Source organism: Streptomyces sp. CA-179760 (genome assembly GCF_050937045.1).
GTDB lineage: Bacteria > Actinomycetota > Actinomycetes > Streptomycetales > Streptomycetaceae > Streptomyces.
Window position 1 is genome coordinate 380,968 of the sequence record NZ_JBNJLZ010000001.1, and the last position, 17,218, is coordinate 398,185.

The following is a 17,218-nucleotide window of genomic DNA, read 5'->3' on the forward strand; positions in this document are numbered from 1 at the left end:
CATGCCCCACACAAGTTGAGGAGACCTCTGCCATGGGCCCAGCCCCTGCGCCGGCCGGCCCCGGCTCGGAGTCCGAGCCGACCGGACCCGGACGTACGCACTGGCTGCATGTGGCCCGTGAGACGGCGGACGACCTCGCCACGGACGCGGTGGCCAGGGACCAGGCCGGCAAGCCCCCGTTCGACGAGGTTTCCCGGCTGCGCGAGTCGGGCCTGCTGACGCTCCTGATACCGGCCGGGCTCGGGGGCGGTGGTGAGGACTGGCCCACGGCATACGCCGCGGTCCGGGAGATCGCGGCGGCCGACGCCGCGATCGGCCAACTGCTGGGCTGTCACTACTTCATGTCGTGGAGCGCCCGGTTCTTCACCGACCCCGCTCTCGCCGCCGGACTGGCGCAGCGCTCCGCAGCGGCGCAGTGGTGTTGGGGCGGTGGTCTGGCACGGCAAGAACCGGCACTGTCACTCGGCAGGAACGCGCAGGGGTACGTGCTGAACGGCCGCCAGAGCTACGCCGCCGGCGTCCTGGTCGCCGACCGTCTCGCCGTGCGGGCGGTACGGTCCGACACCGGCGAGCCGCTCGCCGTCGTGGTCGACCCCGCCCTCCCGGGCGTGGTGATCGACGGCGACACCGACCCCTTCGGGCAGCGGCTCGCGGCCGGTGGAAGCGCGGAGTTCGACGCCGTACCGGTATCCCCTGGCGATGTACTGGGCTCCTTGGCCGCGGACGAGGAAGTCCTGTCGCCCCGCACCGCCCTGGTGTCCCCGGTCGGGCGTCTTCTTTCGGTGCAGCTCCGTCTCGGCATGGCCGAGGGCGTGCTCGCCGAAGCCCGTGAGTACAGCAGGAGCGGCCACTCCCCCTGGCACCCGGACTGGCCGGTCGGCTCGCCCCAGGACCCGCAGGTGCTGACCGCGTACGGGGAGCTCACCGTGCTCACCCGCTCCGCGTCCGCGCTCGCCGACCAGGCGCGGGACGCCGTGCGCGAGGGGCTGGCACGCGGCGAGGACCTCGGCTACGAGGAGTACGCGGAGATCTCCGTCCTCGTGGCCATGGCGGAAGCCGCCGCGTCCAAGGCCGTGCAGGAGTCCACCGCTCGCGCCCTCGACATCATCGGTGTCCGCTCCGCGTCCGCGCGGCTGGGCTTCGACCGCTTCTGGCGCAATGCCCGCACCCACACCCTGTACGAGCCCGTCGCCCACCGGCTCCGCGATGTCGGGGACTACTTCCTCAACGGCGCACACCCTCCTTTCGTCCTGCCCGTGTAACCCTCACCGGGCCGGCTCGACGGTGATTGTGAACAGCGCACTTCACTCTTGTGTCACCCGCCCGATCGCCGTTGACCTGGCCGGATTTCGCTGCGATTCTCATTCTCGTGAGCAATTCCGGGAACCACTGTCCCCGCTCCCTCTGACAGTCGACCACCACGGCCGTTCCACCGCCCTCGTCGTCGACTGATTCCTCGCTGGTATTTCCTGCCGAGTTTCCCAAGAAGGCATCCAGGCCCTCACCCCCAGCTTTCGAATGGACTCTTTCCATGGCCACGACGGCATCGACCCGACGCCAATTCCTCTCCCTGCTCGGTCTTTCGGCGGTGGCGGTGGGCTGTGGTACGACCGCCGGTGCCGCCTCCGGCAAGGGCGGGACCAAGACGCTCCGCTATCAGGGCTGGGCCGGTCAGGTCATCCTTCCGGAACTCGCCGAGGACCTCGGCTGTCTCGGGGACGTGAAGCTGGACTGGGTCGGCGACACCATCAGCGGGCCGCAGGACATCCAGTCCGCGGCGACCGGCCAGATCGACTTCGGCGGCGCGTTCAACGGCGCGGTCGTCAAACTGGCCGCCAACAAGGCGCCCATCAAGGCCGTCATCAGCTACTACGGCGCCGACAAGGACGCCTACAACGGCTTCTACGTCCTCCGGGACAGCCCTCTGCGCTCGGCCCGGGACCTGCTCGGCAAGAAGGTCGGGATGAACACCCTCGGAGCCCACTCCGAGGCCATGCTCGACATCTGGCTGCAGCGGGGCGGCCTGTCGGGGTCGGACATCGGCAGGGTCGAGCCCCTCGTCGTCCCGCCGGTCAACACCGAGCAGACCCTGCGTCAGAAGCAGATCGACGTGGCCGTACTCGGCGGGCTCCTGCGCGACAAGGCCCTGGCCACCGGAGGCATACGCCCCCTGTTCACCGACTACCAGCTGCTCGGCGCGTTCAGCGCCGGCACCTATGTGATGACCGACCGCTTCCTGCGGCAGAACCCCGACACCGCACGAACCTTCGTCACCGGCGCCGGAAAGGCCATCGAATGGGCCCGTTCCACTCCACGCGAGGAAGTCGTCGCCAGAATGACGGACATCGTGAAGAAACGCGGCCGCAACGAGGACCCCGCGCCCCTCAAGTACTGGCGGTCCACGGGCGTCGCCGAGAAGGCGGGCCGCATCACCGGCAAGGAACTCCAGTTGTGGATCGACTGGCTGGCCGGGCGCGGAGACATCAAGAAGGACCAGATCACGTTGTCGGACCTCTACACCAACGAGTTCAACGCCAGCGGGAGCTGAACCTCATGCCGGAATCCACCACACCGAAGATCGAGTTCGAGAACGTGACGAAGGAATTCACCGTCAAGAACCGGAGGGGGACACGGCAGACCACCCGTTTCACCGCACTCGACAGAATCGATCTGCAGATCGCGGCCGGCGAATTCGTCGTCCTCGTCGGTCCCAGCGGCTGCGGAAAGTCGACCCTGCTGGATCTGCTCGGCGGGCTCACCCGGCCCTCCGGCGGACGCGTCCTGCTGGACGGGCGGCCCGTCGACGGACCGGGCCTGGACCGCGGCATCGTGTTCCAGCAGTACGCGCTGCTGCCCTGGCGTACGGCGCAGGGAAACGTCGAGTTCGGCCTGGAGGCCACCGGCGTCCCGCGACGTCAACGCGCCTCTCGGGCACGGGAGTTCCTCGACCTGGTGGGTCTCACCGGCTTCGCGGACCGCCATCCGCACGAGCTGTCGGGCGGCATGCGGCAGCGCGTGGCGATCGCCCGCAGCCTCGCCTACGACCCCGACGTGCTGCTGATGGACGAGCCGTTCGCCGCGCTGGACGCCCAGACCCGCGAGTCGCTCCAGGACGAGCTGCTGCGCATCTGGCAGCGCACCGGCAAGACCGTCGTCTTCATCACCCACGGCATCGACGAGGCCGTCTACCTCGGACAGCGCGTCGCCGTCATGACGTCCAGGCCGGGCCGCGTCAAGCAGATCGTGCCGGTCGCCCTCGGTTCCCGGGACGCGACGGACGACCTGCGCTCCAGTCCCGAGTTCGCACACCACCGGCACGAGATCTGGTCGCTGCTGCACGACGAGGTCGCCAGGGCCCAGCAGTTGGAGAAGGAGGCGGCCGCCGTATGAGTCCGGCAACCGACACGGTCACCGAGAAGAGCACGACGTCCGGCTCCACCGGGCCGGCCTCGGTCGCCTCCCCCGGGGTGCCGCCGCCGCAGGCGCGCCGGGTCCCCGTCACGACGGCCCGGGCCCGCCGGGTGGTGCGCAGGCTGCCGGATCTGCTGGTGAGCGGGGCGACCAGGTCCGCGGCGATCGTGGCTCTGCTGCTCGTGTGGGAGACCGCGCCGCGCCTGGGGCTGGTCGACCGGACGTTCCTGCCGCCGTTCAGCGAGGTCGCCCGCGCCTGGTGGGGCCTGGCCGCCGACGGTTCGCTCGCCGACAACGCCCGAGCCAGCCTGGTGCGTTCGTTCAGCGGATTCGGGCTCGCCGTGGCGGTCGCCGTGCCGCTCGGACTGCTGATCGGGTGGTACCGGCCGGTGGCCGACTTCCTCGGCCCGCTGCTGGAGGTCTTCCGCAACACCGCGGCGCTGGCACTGCTGCCGGTGTTCGTGCTGCTGCTGGGCATCGGCGAGACCTCGAAGATCTCGATCGTGGTGTACGCGTGCACCTGGCCGATCCTGCTCAACACCATCAGCGCGGTCCGGGGTGTCGACCCGACGTTGCTGAAGCTGGCGAAGTCGATGGACCTGTCCGTGCCCAGGCTGTTCCAGAAGGTCATCCTGCCGTCCGCGGTACCGGTCGTGTTCACCGGCGTCAGGCTGGCCGGGGCGGTGTCGATCCTGGTGCTCGTCGCCGCCGAGATGATCGGCGCCAAGGCGGGTCTGGGCTATCTGATCAACGCCTCGCAGTACAACTTCGCGATCCCGCAGATGTACGCGGGCATCGTCACGATCTCCGCCATCGGAGTGGCCTTCAACCAGTTCCTGGTGGCGGTGGAGCGACGGCTCAGCTCCTGGCGACTGCCGGCGGACAGCTGACCGGGCGCGCCCGGCGGAACCTACCCCCCACTTCTCACAGGCACCTCTGAAAGGACACCGCACATGACCACCAGCACCGGCTTCGACATCCGCAGGATCGGCGGACGCATCGGGGCAGAGATCCTCGGCGTGGACCTCTCCGGCGACCTCGACCCCGCCCTCGTATTCGAGATCAACTCCGCGCTTCTGGAGCACAAGGCGCTCGTCTTCCGCGACCAGAACCTCGATGACGCGGGCCAGCTCCGCTTCGCCTCGCTGTTCGGCGAGCTCACCACGGCGCATCCCACGGTGCCCTCCGTCGAAGGCCAGCCGCAGATCCTGCCCGTCGACGGCGACGAGGGCATCCGCGCCAACCAGTGGCACACGGACGTCACCTTCGTCCGCACACCCCCCAAGGCGTCCACGCTGCGCAGCATCGTGGTCCCGCCCTACGGCGGCAACACCCTCATCGCCAACTCGGCCGCCGCATACCGGGATCTGCCCGAGCCGCTGCGCGAGCTGGCCGACACACTGTGGGCCGTCCACACCAACGACTACGACTACGCCGCCCCGAAAAGCGAGAAGGCGGCCGAACACCGCAAGCGGTTCGTCTCCCGCAAGTACCGCACCGCGCACCCGTTCGTCCGCGTCCACCCCGAGACCGGGGAACGGGGCCTGTTCATCGGCGGGTTCGCCCAGAGCATCGTCGGTCTCGGCCCGTCCGACTCCCGTGATCTGCTGCGCCTCTTCCAGGCGTATGTCACCCGCCCGGAGAACATCGTGCGCGTCGCCTGGAGGCCGGGCGACGTCGTCCTGTTCGACAACCGCATCACCCAGCACTACGCCCCCGACGACTACGGCGACCTGCCCCGCCTGCTCCACCGTGTGACCGTCGCGGGCGATGTCCCCGTCGGCGTCGACGGCACCCTCAGCCATGTCGTCGAGGGAGACGACGCCTCCCACTACACACCCTCCGTGGCCTGAGCCACCCGGGCCGCGGGGAGGGGCACAAGTCCCTACCCCGCGGCTGCGCAGGCCGAACGTTCCCCGGGCGGGCGGCGTCATAGCGGTAGCCGTCTTCGAAGGGACCACCGCCATGACTGCCGCATCGCTCGCTGCCCGTGGCGTACTGATCGGCGGGGTGATCTGCGCGGCCGCCGGCTGCGGCACGGACACACGGGCCGGGACGCAGGCGCCGAGCCGCGCGCCCTGGCAGGAGCCCGCCTCGTACACCTACACGCTCCGGTCCAGCGAAGGCGAGCGGAGTCTGCTCGGCACCTTCCGGATCTCGGTCCGCGACGGTGCCGTGGTCAGGTCGGTGGGCCTCGACGACATGGGCCGACGCGCCCTCGAGAGCGCACCCGACGCGGTACCCACCATCGGGGAACTCCTGAAGGAGCTGGAGCAGGCTCGGCAGGAGGACGCCGACACGGCCGAGGCGGACTACGCCGCCGACGGTCATCCGGTGCTGATCTCCCTCGACTGGGAGGAGAACGCGATCGACGACGAGGCCCGCTACGTCATCAGTTCCTATGAGCGCACTGACGCCTGAGGCCGGCCATGTCAGCCTCGACGGAAGGCGGCGACGTGCTGCCGGGCCCACGCCGCGAAGGTGCGGGGTGCACGGCCGAGGACCCGCTCGATGTCGGTGCTGATCCGCTGCTCGGCGGGCGTGGGCTCACCGAGAATGGCCAGCGTCGTCTCGATCACGGCCTCGGGCATGAACCGGAGCATCTGGTCCCGGGCCTCCTCACGAGTCTGCTCGATGAAGCGGACCGGTCCGCCGAGCGCTTCCGCGATCGACGCTGCTCGTTGCCTCAGCGTGCTGAGCTCGGGCCCGGTCAGCTCGTAGGTCCGGGCTGCGTGCCCGCTCTCGCGCAGCGTCACGGCGGCCAACTCGGCGATGTCGCCCGGGTCGACCGTGGGCAGGCCGACGTCGGCGAACGGCGCGGCGACGACCCTGTGGGTGCGTACCGACTCTGCCCAGGCGAGCATGTTGGAGTGGAAACCGCCGGGGCGCAGGACGGTCCAGTCGAGTCCGGACTTCCGTACGGCGTCCTCGATGGCGCGTGCCGTTCCACCGTGCGAGGCCGACTCCGGCCGCGTGGCGACTCCTTGCGAGGACAGCAGCACGACGCGCTCCACTCCCCCGGCCTTGGCGACGTCCAGAATGCGCCGGGGATTCAGCAGATGGGCGCTGGGCCCGCCGTTCTGCAGAAACAGCGCGTCGGCGCCGTCGAGCAGCGGGCGAAGGCTTTCGGCGTCGGTCAGGTCGGCCCTGCGATGCGGAAGGCCCTCCGGAACGTCCGCGCCGGTGATGTTCCGGGACGTCGCGGTCACACGCTCACCGGCCGCCGCTAGCGTCCGCACGAGCGAACCGCCGACGTTGCCGGTCGCCCCCGTCACTACGATCATGAGTAACTCCCCTTGTCTGCAATGCCGTTGACGCCGACCGAGGCAAGGCCGGGCGAGGCAAGGCCGGGCGAGGCAAGGCCGGGCGAGACAGCGGGACGCTAACACCGGAAGTAAAGTAGGTACCTACAGGAAAGTGGCTGCCCGGAGGGGAAGCGCATGGCCGAGGACACCGCACCGCCCGCGTCCGACGCGACGACCGAACCGGCGCTCGCCTGCCCGATCTCGCCGGTCGTCGACATCGTCTTCAGCCGGTGGACCACCCCAGTCCTGTGGACCCTGCACACACACGGCCGGCAGCGCTTCGTGGAACTGCAACGGCGCATCGCCCGCATCACTCCGAAGGTGCTGACCCAGCGTCTGCGCCAACTGGAGCGCGACGGGCTGGTCGTGCGCACGTACCACCCGGAGGTTCCCCCTCGCGTCGAGTACGAGATCAGCGAACTCGGCCGCAGTCTCGCCCCGCTCTTCGCGCATCTCTCCGAGTGGGCGGCCGGCAACCTGGACAAGGTCGACCGGGCCCGCCGCGAGTACGACGGCGACCCGGCTCGCCGGTAGGTGGCCCTAGTGGCCCGAGAGGCCTCGGGTGACCAGGCCGAGTGCGTCTGCGAGGTGGTCGCGATGCCCTTCCAGCACTTCCGGGGTGATGCCTCGACCGGCCGTTTCCCGGGCGAAGTCGTCGGCCGCGACCTTGAGCACGGCGCTCATCACGGCGGCCTGCACTCGGACGTCGAAGGTGTCGCTCCGCATGCCCATGCGTTCGGCGAGCACCTCGGTGAACGTCTCCTCGGCACGCTCCCGCAGCGCCAGATAGGCGGCCCGCAGCGCGGGTTCGTCGTGGGTCAGCCGGACCACCGCGAGAACCGCCTCCACATCCGCGCCGGTCGACGAGTCGATGACGGGCTGGTAGGCCGTGCGCAGGTGCTCGATCAGGCCGAGTTCGGGCGGCCAGGCGTGCAGCACCTCCCGGAAGGCGTCGATCATCCGCGTGAGCAGCGGCTCGACGCAGCTCTCCTTGGTGGGAAAACAGCGCCACAGCGTGCGTTCGGAGACTCCGGCGGCTTTCGCGATCTGCTCGCCGGACGTGGCGGCCACGCCCTGCTCGGCGAACAGCCGGACGGCATGGCGGGAGATGTCCAGGCGTTGCCGCCCGCGCTGCTCGTCGCTCACCGGCGGCCGTCCCCGGCGGGGCACGCGCCCGCTGTCCACCACGAAGTCCTCCATCAGGCGATCTAAACATGCCCGCGACACGGGAGGACTGACCGAAACTTTAATGACAGTTACTGCCAACAAACTGCTACGGTCGGGACGGCTCGAAGATCACATTCGGAGATCACAGGAGGAGCGCCGTGAGCGTTACCGCCGAGCGTCAGCAACTTCCCTTCCCGAGGCCGAACGTCCTCGACCTCGCACCTCTGTACGACGTGCTGCGCCGGGAGGCGCCCGTCACGCCGGTCACCACCCCGGCCGGGGACCCCGCCTGGCTGGTCACCCGCTTCGAGGAGGTCCGCGACCTGCTCAGTGACAAGCGATTCGGCCGCTCCCATCCCGAACCGGAACGCGCCTCACGCCTGACCTCCGCAGCCGTACTGGACGGACCCACCGGCAACTACGACACCGAGGAGGCCGACCACACGCGGATGCGCCGGCTGCTGACCCCGGCGTTCTCGGCCAAGCGGATGCGGATGCTGACCGATCACGTCCAGCACCTGGTCGACGACTGCGTCGACCGGCTGATCACCGAGCACGCGACCGCCCCCGGCGGGGTCGTCGATCTGCAGGCCGGCCTGGCCTTCCCGCTGCCGGTCGCGGTCATCTGCCGGCTGCTCGGAGTGCCGGAGAGCGACCGTGAGCGCTTCGCCTCGCTGTCGGAGCGCATGTCCGACTACGCCATCGGCGAGGCGGCCCACCAGGCGCGGGACGAGTTCAACGAGTACATGACGGGACTCGCCGAGACGAAACGCGGGCAGCCGGGCGAGGACGTGATCTCGGACCTGGTCCAGGCGCAGAGCACCGACGCGGACTACGACTACGCCGACATGATCCAGCTCTGCGTCGGGCTGCTGTTCGCCGGGCACGAGACCACGGTCAACCGCATCGGCCTGGGCACGCTCTTCCTGCTCACTCGCCTCGACCAGTGGCAGACGCTGACCGCCGACCCCGACGGCCGGGTCAACGCCACCGTCGAGGAGATCATGCGGCTGGGCGCGCCCGGCGACCTCGGCCTGCTGCGGTACGCCCACACCGACGTCGACGTCGCCGGAGTCACCATCCGGCGCGGCGACGCCGTGGTCCTGTCGATCAACGCCGCCAACCGCGACTCCTCCGTCTACTCCGACGCCGAGACCTTCGATCCCGGCCGCCCCGAACGCAACCATCTCGGTTTCGGCCACGGCGTGCACTTCTGCATCGGCGCGAGCCTGGCCCGTGTCGAACTGCGCATCGTGTTCGCCACCCTGGCGCGCCGGCTGCCCGGTCTGCGGCTCGCCAGGGAACTGGACGAGCTGGAGGTGCGCACGACCCTCACCGGCGGTGTCACCGAGCTGCCCGTGACCTGGTGACGCCCTGAGGTGACCCGGTGTCAGTGGGATTCACGGGTCACCTCGGAGCCGCTGGATCCCACGAGGAAGTCGAGATCGGCGCCGGTGTCCGCCTGGAGAACGTGGTCGACGTAGAGGCGTTCCCAGCCACGCCGGGGGTTGGCGAAGCCCGTGACAGTGGCCTTGCCGGGGCTTCTGCGGGCCAGTTCGTCCGCGGGCACGTCGACGTCGATCCGGCGGGCCTCGACGTCGAGGGCGATGAAGTCGCCGGTCCGTACGAGGGCGAGCGGGCCGCCGGCAGCGGCTTCGGGGGCCACGTGCAGGACGACCGTGCCGTACGCCGTGCCGCTCATCCGGCCGTCGCAGACGCGGACCATGTCACGGACTCCCTGTTCCAGCAGCTTCTTCGGCAGGGGCATGTTCGACACCTCGGGCATCCCCGGGTAGCCCTTGGGCCCGCAGCCGCGCAGGACGAGGACGGAATCGGCGTCGACGTCGAGCCCGGGGTCGTCGATACGGGCGTGGAAGTCCTCGACGTTGTCGAAGACGACGGCCCTGCCCCGGTGCCGGAGCAGGTGCGGGGAGGCGGCGGCCGGCTTCACGAGCGCGCCGTCGGGGGCGAGGTTGCCGCGCAGTACGGCGATGCCGCCCTCGGCGACCAGCGGTTCGGCACGGGTACGGATGACCTCGCCGTCCCAGATCTCGGCGTCGTCGAGGAAGTCGCCCAACGGCCTGCCGGTGACGGTCAGCGCCTCGGGATCCAGCAGGTCGCGTACCTCGCGCAGGGCTGCGAGCAGACCGCCGGCGCGGTGGAAGTCCTCCATGAGGAAACGCCCGGCCGGCTGGAGGTCCACCAGGACCGGTACCCGGGAGCCGATGCGGTCGAAGTCGTCGAGCGACAGGTGGATGCCCAACCGGCCCGCGATGGCCAGGAGATGGACGACGGCGTTGGTCGAGCCGCCGATCGCGGCCAGCGCGACGATCGCGTTCCGGAAGGACGCCTCGGTCAGGAACGTCCCGGGTCGCCGGTCGGCGCCCACCATGTCCACCGCCAGCCGGCCCGTGTGGTGGGCTGCCTCCAGCAGACGGCTGTCGGGGGCCGGGATGCCCGCGGTACCCGGCACGACCGTGCCCAGCGCCTCCGCCACCAGGGCCATCGTCGAGGCCGTGCCCATCGTGTTGCAGTGGCCGCGGCTGCGGATCATCGCCGACTCGGAGCGGGTGAACTGTTCCTGGGTGAGGGTGCCCGCCCGGACCTCCTCCGACAGCTTCCACACGCCGGTGCCGCAGCCCAGCAGGCCGCCGCGGAAGGTGCCGTTGAGCATCGGTCCGCCGGGAACCACGACGGCGGGCAGGTCCACCGAGGCCGCGGCCATGAGCAGCGACGGGATCGTCTTGTCGCAGCCGCCGAGCAGGACGACGCCGTCGATGGGGTTGGCCCTGAGCATCTCCTCCGTGGCCATCGCGGCCATGTTCCGCCACAGCATGGCGGTGGGCCGCACCTGCGTCTCCCCCAGCGACACCACGGGCAGGTCGAGCGGGATGCCACCCGCCTCGTACACGCCGTTGCGGACCGACGCGGCGACCTCGTTCAGGTGCGCGTTGCAAGGAGTCAGGTCCGAGGCGGTGTTGGCGATCGCGATCTGAGGCCGGCCGGTGAAAGCGTCGTCCGGCACTCCGCGTCGCATCCAGGCCCGGTGTATGTAGGCGTTGCGGTCCTGTCCCTCGTACCACTGCGCGCTGCGGAGTCTCTCCATGGAGCCCTTCCATAGACGGTACGGAGGTCTGCGTTCCGGAACGTCATGAAGCATAGGCAGCGGGTCGACGGATCGACAGACCCCGCCGAGCGCGTCTGAATCCCGTCAATGTTCGCCCGGACGGCGCCAGAACCCCGTCAGCGGGGGCCACAGAGCCTTGACGGCCGCCTACCTTCAGGGCATGGAACGGAGCTCACCGGCAGCCCCGGTCAGCGACCGTCACTGGCGTGACGGCGCGCGACTCGCAGGGAGCTGCTCCCTGGTGTTCTGCGCCATGTGCCTTCTCGTCGACTGGGACGGCGGAAGCCTGACGCTTCTCCGGGCTCTGCTCTGGGGCGTCCTGTCGGCCACGATGTTCGGCGTCCTGTTGCCGCCGCAGGTCAGCGCGGGCCCCGGCTGGCTGGCCGTTCGCACCCCTTGTCGCCGGATCGTCGTCCGCACGGACGCGCTGACGGCCGTACGGCAGTACGACGGCGTCTCGTCCCACCTGGTCCTGCGGGACGTCCACGGCCAACGCCTGGAACTCGACCCCCGGATCCTGGCGGCCAACCCCCTGCTCTGGCACGAACTCGACACGGGCGTCCGCCGCTCCCTGGAGCGTGGCACGCTGCGCCACGGCAGGGAGGTCCTGGAACGGCTCGGCCACCGCATCGACGACGAGACGGGGTACGAGGTGTTCCGGGCATCGGGGCTCTCCTGACACCACACCTCCGGCGCCACCGGGCCGGGTGAAGGACGGCGGCGCGTCCGGGAGTTCGGCCGAGCGCCGGTGCACTTCCCCGGCGCACGACAGGTGTCGGTCTCTCATCCCTCACACGATGGGTTTGTCCGAGTTCCCCTGTCCTCGTCCTGTTCTGGGATGCGTAACTGCTTTACCGGGGGCGGGAATTCCGCCCCGCGACCGGAGGTGACCGCTGTGAACGAAGCGCTCATGACCATGGAGACCGTGGACTTCTACGAGCCGCCGCTGCCGGCCGAGGCCGGCGCCTACGCCGACCTCACCCAGGGCGAGGGAGGCGGCGAGCCGGAGGGCGAGTTCTTCTACCACGACGAGTGACCGCCTGGGCCGAGGACTCCCGGCTGGCGGCCGCGGGAGTGGCCGACGCGGATCAGCTGCGCCGGGCCCTGCTCTCGCCCCAGCTCCTCACCGGCGGGGCCCCGGAACTGGAGGCCACCCTCGGCGCGGAAGGCTGGCTGCGCGACCTGGAGCACCACGATGCCCGACACGACGCACAGGAGAAGGACGTTGCACCGACTTCGCCCTGATGTCACCGCCTGCCCCACAGGCGACGGCATGGTGCTGCTCGACGAGCGCACCGGCCGGTACTGGCAGCTCAACAGCACCGGCGCACTGGTCATCAAGGCCCTCCTCGACGGCGCCGCACCGGACCAGGTGGCCGACCGACTCGCCGCGACCCGCCCGGCGACCCGCGAGCGCGCCGCCGCCGACGTCTCCGCCCTTCTCGACCACCTCCTCAAGGAAGCGCTGGTGACCGCCTCGTGAGCCAGGTCCTGGACACCGGCGGCGCCCGGCCTCCGGTGAGCCGCCGCATCGCCGCCCACACAGCCGTCGCCGCCGCCCGGCTCATCGCGCTCCTGCCGCCCCGCCGCATCCGCACCGCCCTGCTCCTGGTCCGCCGCGGCGCCCGGCCCGCCCACTACGACGAAGCCCTCCGGGCCCGGCAGGACGTGACCGCCGTCAGCACCCTGTGCGCGGGCCGCTACTGCCTCCAACGCTCCCTGGCCACCGCCCTGCTGTGCCGGGTGCACGGCCACTGGCCCACCTGGTGCTCCGGGGTGCGCACATCCCCTTTCGCCGCCCACGCCTGGGTGGAGCCCCGTCGGTGAACCCCCGGACACCGCCGCCTACCGGCCGCTGATCACGGTGGAGGCGCCGCACGGCGGGACAGGTGGTTCCGGGAGTGCCGCCGCCATTCGCTGGGGCTGGTGCCGTAGGCCTCGCGGAAGCGGCGGGAGAAGTGGGCGGGATGGGCGAAGCCCCAGGAGCGGGGGATGGCTTCCACGGTGCGATGGGCCTGTTCCACCGCGGCCAGGTCCTCACGGGCGCCTTCGAGGCGACGGCGGATGACCCATTTCTCGAGGCTCACTCCGCCTTCCTCGCACAGCCGGTAGAGCTTGCGCACGGAGACGCCGTGCGCACGGGCGACGCGTTGCGGCGTGAGATCCGGCTCGGTGAGACGTGCGCGCAGATAGGCCAGGACCCGGGTGAACAGAGTCTCCCGCGCCACCTCCCGGCGCGCGGCGTCATCGCCGGCGGCCGAGACGATCAGAGCCCGGGTGAGCTGCACGGTCGCGGCGGCGAGGGCTTTCGCCTCGGGGCCGCCGCTGAACCGGTCCGCGTGCCGGCGCAGCCCGCGGATGTGCTGCACCACCAGCGGTTCGACGGCGCTGTGGTGCAACAAAGGAACAGCGGCCCGCACCGTGTCGACGGGCAGCGCGAGCTGGGCGATGTCGACCGAGAAGGCCACGGAGCGGCCGGTGCCGGACCATCCGTACTCGAGTGACGCGACCATGTGCGGGGTCAGGCCGACGCCGCCCGGTCCCAGTCGTGGCTGGTATCCGTCGCAGCCGAAGGCGCCCGTGCCGAACCCTTCGGCCTGCGTCATGATGGAGACGGTGTCCACCAGTTCGCGGCGCGTCTTCCGGTAGGAACGCACGAAGCGCGCGCCCGTGCTGCGGGTGTCGAACAGGGTGAGAGGCCCGATGTGCCAGACCTCCATGCTCATGTGTGGTGCGGCACGCGTCAGTCCACGATCACCCCATCACGTGCCGGCGGTGCCGACCCGATGAGCGCGCCGTCGAAGTTCCCCTCGACCTCTGTCTTCTCCGCCGCGTTCGGATACGGGTTCGCGCACGCGGTGCCCGCCGTGGAGCCGGACATCAGGCTCGAGCACGGTCCGGGCTTGCGATCGGGCAGGCCCAGGATGTGCCCGAGTTCGTGGGCGGAGATACGAACCGTGTTGTAGCCCTGGTCCACGGCCTGCCGCCCGATGTAGACGGTTCCGTTGCCCAGGGTGGTGGGCAGGGCGCGTGGCCATCCGTTGTCCGCGAGGACCCGTATGTTCGCGCGTTGCCCGGCTGCGGCCGGCCGCAGCTCGACGGCGTCGACACTCTCGTTCCAGATGGCCGCGCCCCGGTCGACCGCGCTTCTGAACTCCGCGGAACCGCTGGCGTCGTAGAGGAGGACACGGGCGGCGAGGGGAGCGCCCTCCGCGTCGGGGGAAGCGGCCACGGCCTGGCCACCGGCCAGGGCGAAGGACACAGCCAGAGCAGCGGCCAGGCCGCCGGTCAGCGTACGGACGTGCATGATCGACCTCCTTGTGGGGAAGGCAGTCGTGCTCATGACATTCCCTGGCCCACTGCCCAGCGGAGACGAAGATGAATCCGTCAATCCGAGCCGAACCGTCCGGCCGACGGCCGGTTCGGGCCTTGCCGGAAAAAAGAAAGGCAAGGAGATCGCTCTCTTTGCCTGTCTCAACGTATAGCGCACTGGGGGACTTGCGGCAAGACCCGGGTGGTGGCACAAAATCGTCGACCCAGGCCACAACCTGCGGATATGGGGGGCACGGTATGCGACACGACCGCCTTGGAGCTATCGCGATGAACGAGCAGTATGTGAGGGACCTTCAAGAGGTTGACGCGACACAGGTATCGGTCGTCGGCGGCAAGGGCGCGCACCTGGGCATGCTGTCGCGGATCGAAGGCGTCCGCGTGCCCGCCGGCTTCTGCGTGACGACGGACGCCTTCCGGCGGATCATGGCGGAATCACCGTCGATCGACGATCAGATCGATCAGCTGGTGCGGCTGAACCCCGACGACCGGGACGCGATCCGCACCGTCAGCGCGGAGATCCGCCGGACCATCGAAGGGATCGCCGTCCCGGACGATCTCGCGGCGGCGATCACCCGCCCGCTCACCCGGCTCGGCGAGCAGGCCGCCTACGCCGTCCGGTCCAGCGCGACGGCTGAGGACCTGCCGACGGCATCCTTCGCCGGCCAGCAGGACACGTACCTGAACGTCGTGGGACCGACGGCGATCCTCCAGCACATCAGCCGGTGCTGGGCCTCGCTGTTCACCGAGCGGGCCGTGACCTACCGTCAGCGGAACGGCATCGACCACCGCATGGTCCACATGGCCGTGGTCGTGCAGCGGATGGTCTTCCCGCACGCGGCCGGCATCCTGTTCACGGCCGACCCCGTCACGGGCAACCGGAAGGTCGCCACCGTGGACGCCGGCTTCGGCCTCGGCGAGGCCCTGGTCTCCGGCCTGGTGAACCCGGATGTCTTCAAGGTGCGGGACGGCGAAGTCGTCGCCAAGGCGATCGCCGCCAAAGAGCGTGCCGTGCACGCCCTGCCGGACGGCGGTACGCGGGAAGTGGCGGTCGACTCCCGGCGGCAGGAGCAGCCATCCCTGACGGATGCGCAGGTCGTGCGGCTCGTACAGCTCGGGCGGCGGATCGAAGCGCGGTTCGGCTGCCCGCAGGACATCGAATGGTGCCTGGTCGACGACGACTTCCGGATCGTTCAGAGCCGGCCGATCACGACGCTGTTCCCCGTCCCCGAGACCGGCGACCAGGAGAATCACGTGTACGTCTCCGTCGGTCATCAGCAGATGATGACCGACCCCATGAAGCCCCTGGGGCTCTCCATGTGGCAGCTGATGGCCATGGTGCCGATGCATGAGGCCGCCGGGCGGCTGTTCGTCGACGTCACCCGGCGCCTTGCCTCGCCCGCGAGCCGCGCCGGCCTCCTGGACATCATCGGGAAGGGCGATCCGCTGACCAGGGACGCTCTGGAGACCGTCCTCGACCGCGAAGACTTCGTCCCGTCGCTCCCGGACGCGGGTCCGGGCGGGCCACCGGCGGGCGGCGCGTCCGCCCCGATCGAGACCGATCCCGCCGTCGTCACCGAGCTGATCGAGCGCAGCCAGGAGTCCGTCGCCGCTCTGGAGCGGGACATCCGGACGAAGAGCGGACCGGCTCTGTTCGACTTCCTGCTGGAGGCCTTCGAGGAGCACAAGCGGGTCCTCAGTGATCCGCTGAGCATGCAGGCGATCATGGCGGGGATGGAGGCCACCTGGTGGCTCAACGAGAAGCTGCGGGAGTGGCTGGGCGAGAAGAACGCGGCTGACACGCTCACTCTGTCCGCCCCCGACAACGTCACGTCGGAGATGGGTCTGGCGCTGCTCGACGTCGCGGACGTGATCCGCCCGTATCCGGAGCTGGTGACGTTCCTGAAGGGCGTCGAGGACGAGGGCTTCCTGGACGAGCTGCCTAAGCTCGTGGGCGGGACCGAAGCACGCGACGCCATCGAGGCCTACCTCGACCGGTACGGCATGCGCTGCGTCGGCGAGATCGACATCACGAGGCCTCGCTGGCGCGAGCACCCGACCACGCTCGTACCGGTGATCCTCGACAATGTCAGGAACTTCGAGCCGGGCGCCGCCGAGCGGCGTTTCGAGGAAGGCCGGCGGAAGGCGTGGCAGAAGGAACAGGACGTGCTGTCGCGCCTGCGGGACCTGCCGGACGGCGGGCGGAAGGCCGACGAGGCCAAGCGGATGATCGACCGGGTCAGGACCTTCATCGGGTACCGGGAGTACCCGAAGTACGGCATCGTCAGCCGCTGTTTCGTCTACAAGCGGGCCCTGCTGGAGGAGGCCGAGCGCCTCGTACGGGCCGACGTGCTCACTGAGAGGGAGGACATCTTCTACCTCACGTTCCAGGAACTCCACGACGTGGTGCGCTCGCACCGGGTGGACGACCGGCTCGTGCAGCAGCGCAAGGAGGCGTTCCGGTCGTACCAGGCACTCACACCGCCCCGGGTGCTCACCTCGGACGGCGAGGCCCTCACCGGGGCGTACCGGCGCGACGACGTGCCGGCCGGTGCCCTGATCGGCCTGCCGGTCTCCGCCGGGACCATCGAGGGGCGGGCCCGCGTCATCCTCGACATGGCGGACGCCGATCTCGAAGCGGGCGACATCCTGGTCACTTCCTTCACGGATCCCAGCTGGTCGCCGCTTTTCGTCGGAATCGCGGGCCTGGTGACGGAGGTGGGCGGCCTGATGACCCATGGCGCGGTGATCGCCCGGGAGTACGGCTTGCCGGCCGTCGTGGGCGTGGAGCAGGCCACCCGGCTGATCCGGGACGGGCAGCGGATCCGCGTGCACGGAACCGACGGGTACGTCGAGATTCTGTCCTGACCTGCCAGGG

At 70.2% G+C, this 17,218-nt stretch carries 19 protein-coding genes; 14 read left to right on the forward strand and 5 right to left on the reverse strand.

Translation table 11 applies throughout. From position 1 onward, the window contains the following. Nucleotides 1–32: 32 nt before the first annotated feature. The 6 genes from ACQEV8_RS01830 (at nucleotide 33) to ACQEV8_RS01855 (ending at nucleotide 5,832) form a co-directional block, all read left to right on the forward strand. A complete protein-coding gene (locus tag ACQEV8_RS01830; RefSeq protein WP_432956738.1) occupies nucleotides 33–1,262 on the forward strand; it encodes an acyl-CoA dehydrogenase family protein in 1,230 nt (409 codons plus the stop codon). Between the two features lie 269 nt (nucleotides 1,263–1,531). Further along, the gene (locus ACQEV8_RS01835; RefSeq protein ID WP_432956740.1) at nucleotides 1,532–2,548 is read left to right on the forward strand and encodes an ABC transporter substrate-binding protein; all 1,017 of its coding nucleotides are present in this window, start codon (nucleotides 1,532–1,534) and stop codon (nucleotides 2,546–2,548) included. 5 nt (nucleotides 2,549–2,553) lie between these two features. Beyond that, nucleotides 2,554–3,390, forward strand: coding sequence for an ABC transporter ATP-binding protein (locus ACQEV8_RS01840; RefSeq protein WP_432956743.1), 837 nt, complete (start codon nucleotides 2,554–2,556; stop codon nucleotides 3,388–3,390). Continuing rightward, a complete protein-coding gene (locus ACQEV8_RS01845; protein WP_432956745.1) occupies nucleotides 3,387–4,301 on the forward strand; it encodes an ABC transporter permease in 915 nt (304 codons plus the stop codon). Before ACQEV8_RS01840 ends, ACQEV8_RS01845 begins: the two co-directional genes overlap by 4 nt. Nucleotides 4,302–4,364: 63 nt before the next feature. Beyond that, the gene (locus ACQEV8_RS01850; RefSeq protein WP_432956747.1) at nucleotides 4,365–5,264 is read left to right on the forward strand and encodes a TauD/TfdA dioxygenase family protein; all 900 of its coding nucleotides are present in this window, start codon (nucleotides 4,365–4,367) and stop codon (nucleotides 5,262–5,264) included. Between the two features lie 112 nt (nucleotides 5,265–5,376). Beyond that, nucleotides 5,377–5,832, forward strand: a complete 456-nt coding sequence (locus ACQEV8_RS01855; RefSeq protein ID WP_432956748.1) for a DUF6174 domain-containing protein — start codon at nucleotides 5,377–5,379, stop codon at nucleotides 5,830–5,832. Between the two features lie 11 nt (nucleotides 5,833–5,843). Here ACQEV8_RS01855 and ACQEV8_RS01860 read toward each other — a convergent pair whose 3' ends face one another. Continuing rightward, complete coding sequence (locus ACQEV8_RS01860) at nucleotides 5,844–6,695, reverse strand: NAD(P)H-binding protein (protein ID WP_432956750.1); 852 nt, start codon at nucleotides 6,693–6,695, stop codon at nucleotides 5,844–5,846. Nucleotides 6,696–6,851: 156 nt separating this feature from the next. Between ACQEV8_RS01860 and ACQEV8_RS01865 the strand changes: the two genes are divergently transcribed. Further along, nucleotides 6,852–7,250 (forward strand): winged helix-turn-helix transcriptional regulator, encoded by a 399-nt coding sequence (locus tag ACQEV8_RS01865; RefSeq protein WP_432956752.1) that lies wholly within the window; start codon nucleotides 6,852–6,854, stop codon nucleotides 7,248–7,250. Nucleotides 7,251–7,256: 6 nt separating this feature from the next. Here ACQEV8_RS01865 and ACQEV8_RS01870 read toward each other — a convergent pair whose 3' ends face one another. Beyond that, on the reverse strand, nucleotides 7,257–7,916 hold the full coding sequence (locus ACQEV8_RS01870) for a TetR/AcrR family transcriptional regulator (protein ID WP_432956755.1): 660 nt from the start codon (nucleotides 7,914–7,916) through the stop codon (nucleotides 7,257–7,259). A 125-nt stretch (nucleotides 7,917–8,041) separates the two neighbouring features. Here ACQEV8_RS01870 and ACQEV8_RS01875 point away from each other — a divergent pair, with 125 nt between their 5' ends. Beyond that, entirely contained in the window at nucleotides 8,042–9,253 is a 1,212-nt protein-coding gene (locus tag ACQEV8_RS01875) for a cytochrome P450 (RefSeq protein ID WP_432956757.1), read from the forward strand. 20 nt (nucleotides 9,254–9,273) lie between these two features. On the opposite strand, the gene ACQEV8_RS01880 is transcribed toward ACQEV8_RS01875, so the two are convergent. Continuing rightward, nucleotides 9,274–10,989 carry an IlvD/Edd family dehydratase gene (locus ACQEV8_RS01880; RefSeq protein ID WP_432956759.1) on the reverse strand — a complete coding sequence of 572 codons (1,716 nt, stop codon included), beginning with the start codon at nucleotides 10,987–10,989 and terminating at the stop codon, nucleotides 9,274–9,276. Nucleotides 10,990–11,170: 181 nt separating this feature from the next. Here ACQEV8_RS01880 and ACQEV8_RS01885 point away from each other — a divergent pair, with 181 nt between their 5' ends. The 5 genes from ACQEV8_RS01885 (at nucleotide 11,171) to ACQEV8_RS01905 (ending at nucleotide 12,837) form a co-directional block, all read left to right on the forward strand. Further along, nucleotides 11,171–11,689: a hypothetical protein gene (locus ACQEV8_RS01885; protein WP_432956760.1), complete on the forward strand. Its 519-nt coding sequence runs from the start codon at nucleotides 11,171–11,173 to the stop codon at nucleotides 11,687–11,689. A gap of 216 nt (nucleotides 11,690–11,905) precedes the next feature. Then, entirely contained in the window at nucleotides 11,906–12,046 is a 141-nt protein-coding gene (locus tag ACQEV8_RS01890) for a hypothetical protein (protein WP_432956761.1), read from the forward strand. After that, complete coding sequence (locus tag ACQEV8_RS01895) at nucleotides 12,043–12,255, forward strand: hypothetical protein (protein ID WP_432956763.1); 213 nt, start codon at nucleotides 12,043–12,045, stop codon at nucleotides 12,253–12,255. Before ACQEV8_RS01890 ends, ACQEV8_RS01895 begins: the two co-directional genes overlap by 4 nt. Beyond that, nucleotides 12,236–12,493: a lasso peptide biosynthesis PqqD family chaperone gene (locus ACQEV8_RS01900; protein ID WP_432956764.1), complete on the forward strand. Its 258-nt coding sequence runs from the start codon at nucleotides 12,236–12,238 to the stop codon at nucleotides 12,491–12,493. Before ACQEV8_RS01895 ends, ACQEV8_RS01900 begins: the two co-directional genes overlap by 20 nt. Beyond that, the gene (locus tag ACQEV8_RS01905; RefSeq protein ID WP_432956766.1) at nucleotides 12,490–12,837 is read left to right on the forward strand and encodes a lasso peptide biosynthesis B2 protein; all 348 of its coding nucleotides are present in this window, start codon (nucleotides 12,490–12,492) and stop codon (nucleotides 12,835–12,837) included. Before ACQEV8_RS01900 ends, ACQEV8_RS01905 begins: the two co-directional genes overlap by 4 nt. Before the next feature lie 32 nt (nucleotides 12,838–12,869). On the opposite strand, the gene ACQEV8_RS01910 is transcribed toward ACQEV8_RS01905, so the two are convergent. Together ACQEV8_RS01910 and ACQEV8_RS01915 are read right to left on the reverse strand one after the other, a co-directional pair. Then, a complete protein-coding gene (locus tag ACQEV8_RS01910) occupies nucleotides 12,870–13,736 on the reverse strand; it encodes a helix-turn-helix domain-containing protein (RefSeq protein ID WP_432956768.1) in 867 nt (288 codons plus the stop codon). Between the two features lie 17 nt (nucleotides 13,737–13,753). Then, nucleotides 13,754–14,317 (reverse strand): snapalysin family zinc-dependent metalloprotease, encoded by a 564-nt coding sequence (locus ACQEV8_RS01915; protein WP_432956769.1) that lies wholly within the window; start codon nucleotides 14,315–14,317, stop codon nucleotides 13,754–13,756. 293 nt (nucleotides 14,318–14,610) lie between these two features. On the opposite strand from ACQEV8_RS01915, the gene rph reads away from it, so the two are divergent. After that, a complete protein-coding gene (gene rph / locus ACQEV8_RS01920; protein ID WP_432972323.1) occupies nucleotides 14,611–17,208 on the forward strand; it encodes a rifamycin-inactivating phosphotransferase in 2,598 nt (865 codons plus the stop codon). The last annotated feature ends 10 nt before the right edge of the window (nucleotides 17,209–17,218 follow it).

Coding starts and splice junctions, on each gene's coding strand:
- ACQEV8_RS01860 (WP_432956750.1), bottom strand. CDS start 6,695: ATGATCGTAGTGACGGGGGCGACCGGCAACGTCGGCGGTTCGCTCGTG.
- ACQEV8_RS01910 (WP_432956768.1), bottom strand. CDS start 13,736: ATGAGCATGGAGGTCTGGCACATCGGGCCTCTCACCCTGTTCGACACC.
- ACQEV8_RS01850 (WP_432956747.1), top strand. CDS start 4,365: ATGACCACCAGCACCGGCTTCGACATCCGCAGGATCGGCGGACGCATC.
- ACQEV8_RS01870 (WP_432956755.1), bottom strand. CDS start 7,916: ATGGAGGACTTCGTGGTGGACAGCGGGCGCGTGCCCCGCCGGGGACGG.
- ACQEV8_RS01855 (WP_432956748.1), top strand. CDS start 5,377: ATGACTGCCGCATCGCTCGCTGCCCGTGGCGTACTGATCGGCGGGGTG.
- ACQEV8_RS01915 (WP_432956769.1), bottom strand. CDS start 14,317: ATGCACGTCCGTACGCTGACCGGCGGCCTGGCCGCTGCTCTGGCTGTG.
- ACQEV8_RS01865 (WP_432956752.1), top strand. CDS start 6,852: ATGGCCGAGGACACCGCACCGCCCGCGTCCGACGCGACGACCGAACCG.
- ACQEV8_RS01830 (WP_432956738.1), top strand. CDS start 33: ATGGGCCCAGCCCCTGCGCCGGCCGGCCCCGGCTCGGAGTCCGAGCCG.
- ACQEV8_RS01880 (WP_432956759.1), bottom strand. CDS start 10,989: ATGGAGAGACTCCGCAGCGCGCAGTGGTACGAGGGACAGGACCGCAAC.
- ACQEV8_RS01885 (WP_432956760.1), top strand. CDS start 11,171: ATGGAACGGAGCTCACCGGCAGCCCCGGTCAGCGACCGTCACTGGCGT.
- ACQEV8_RS01840 (WP_432956743.1), top strand. CDS start 2,554: ATGCCGGAATCCACCACACCGAAGATCGAGTTCGAGAACGTGACGAAG.
- ACQEV8_RS01835 (WP_432956740.1), top strand. CDS start 1,532: ATGGCCACGACGGCATCGACCCGACGCCAATTCCTCTCCCTGCTCGGT.
- rph (WP_432972323.1), top strand. CDS start 14,611: ATGAACGAGCAGTATGTGAGGGACCTTCAAGAGGTTGACGCGACACAG.
- ACQEV8_RS01845 (WP_432956745.1), top strand. CDS start 3,387: ATGAGTCCGGCAACCGACACGGTCACCGAGAAGAGCACGACGTCCGGC.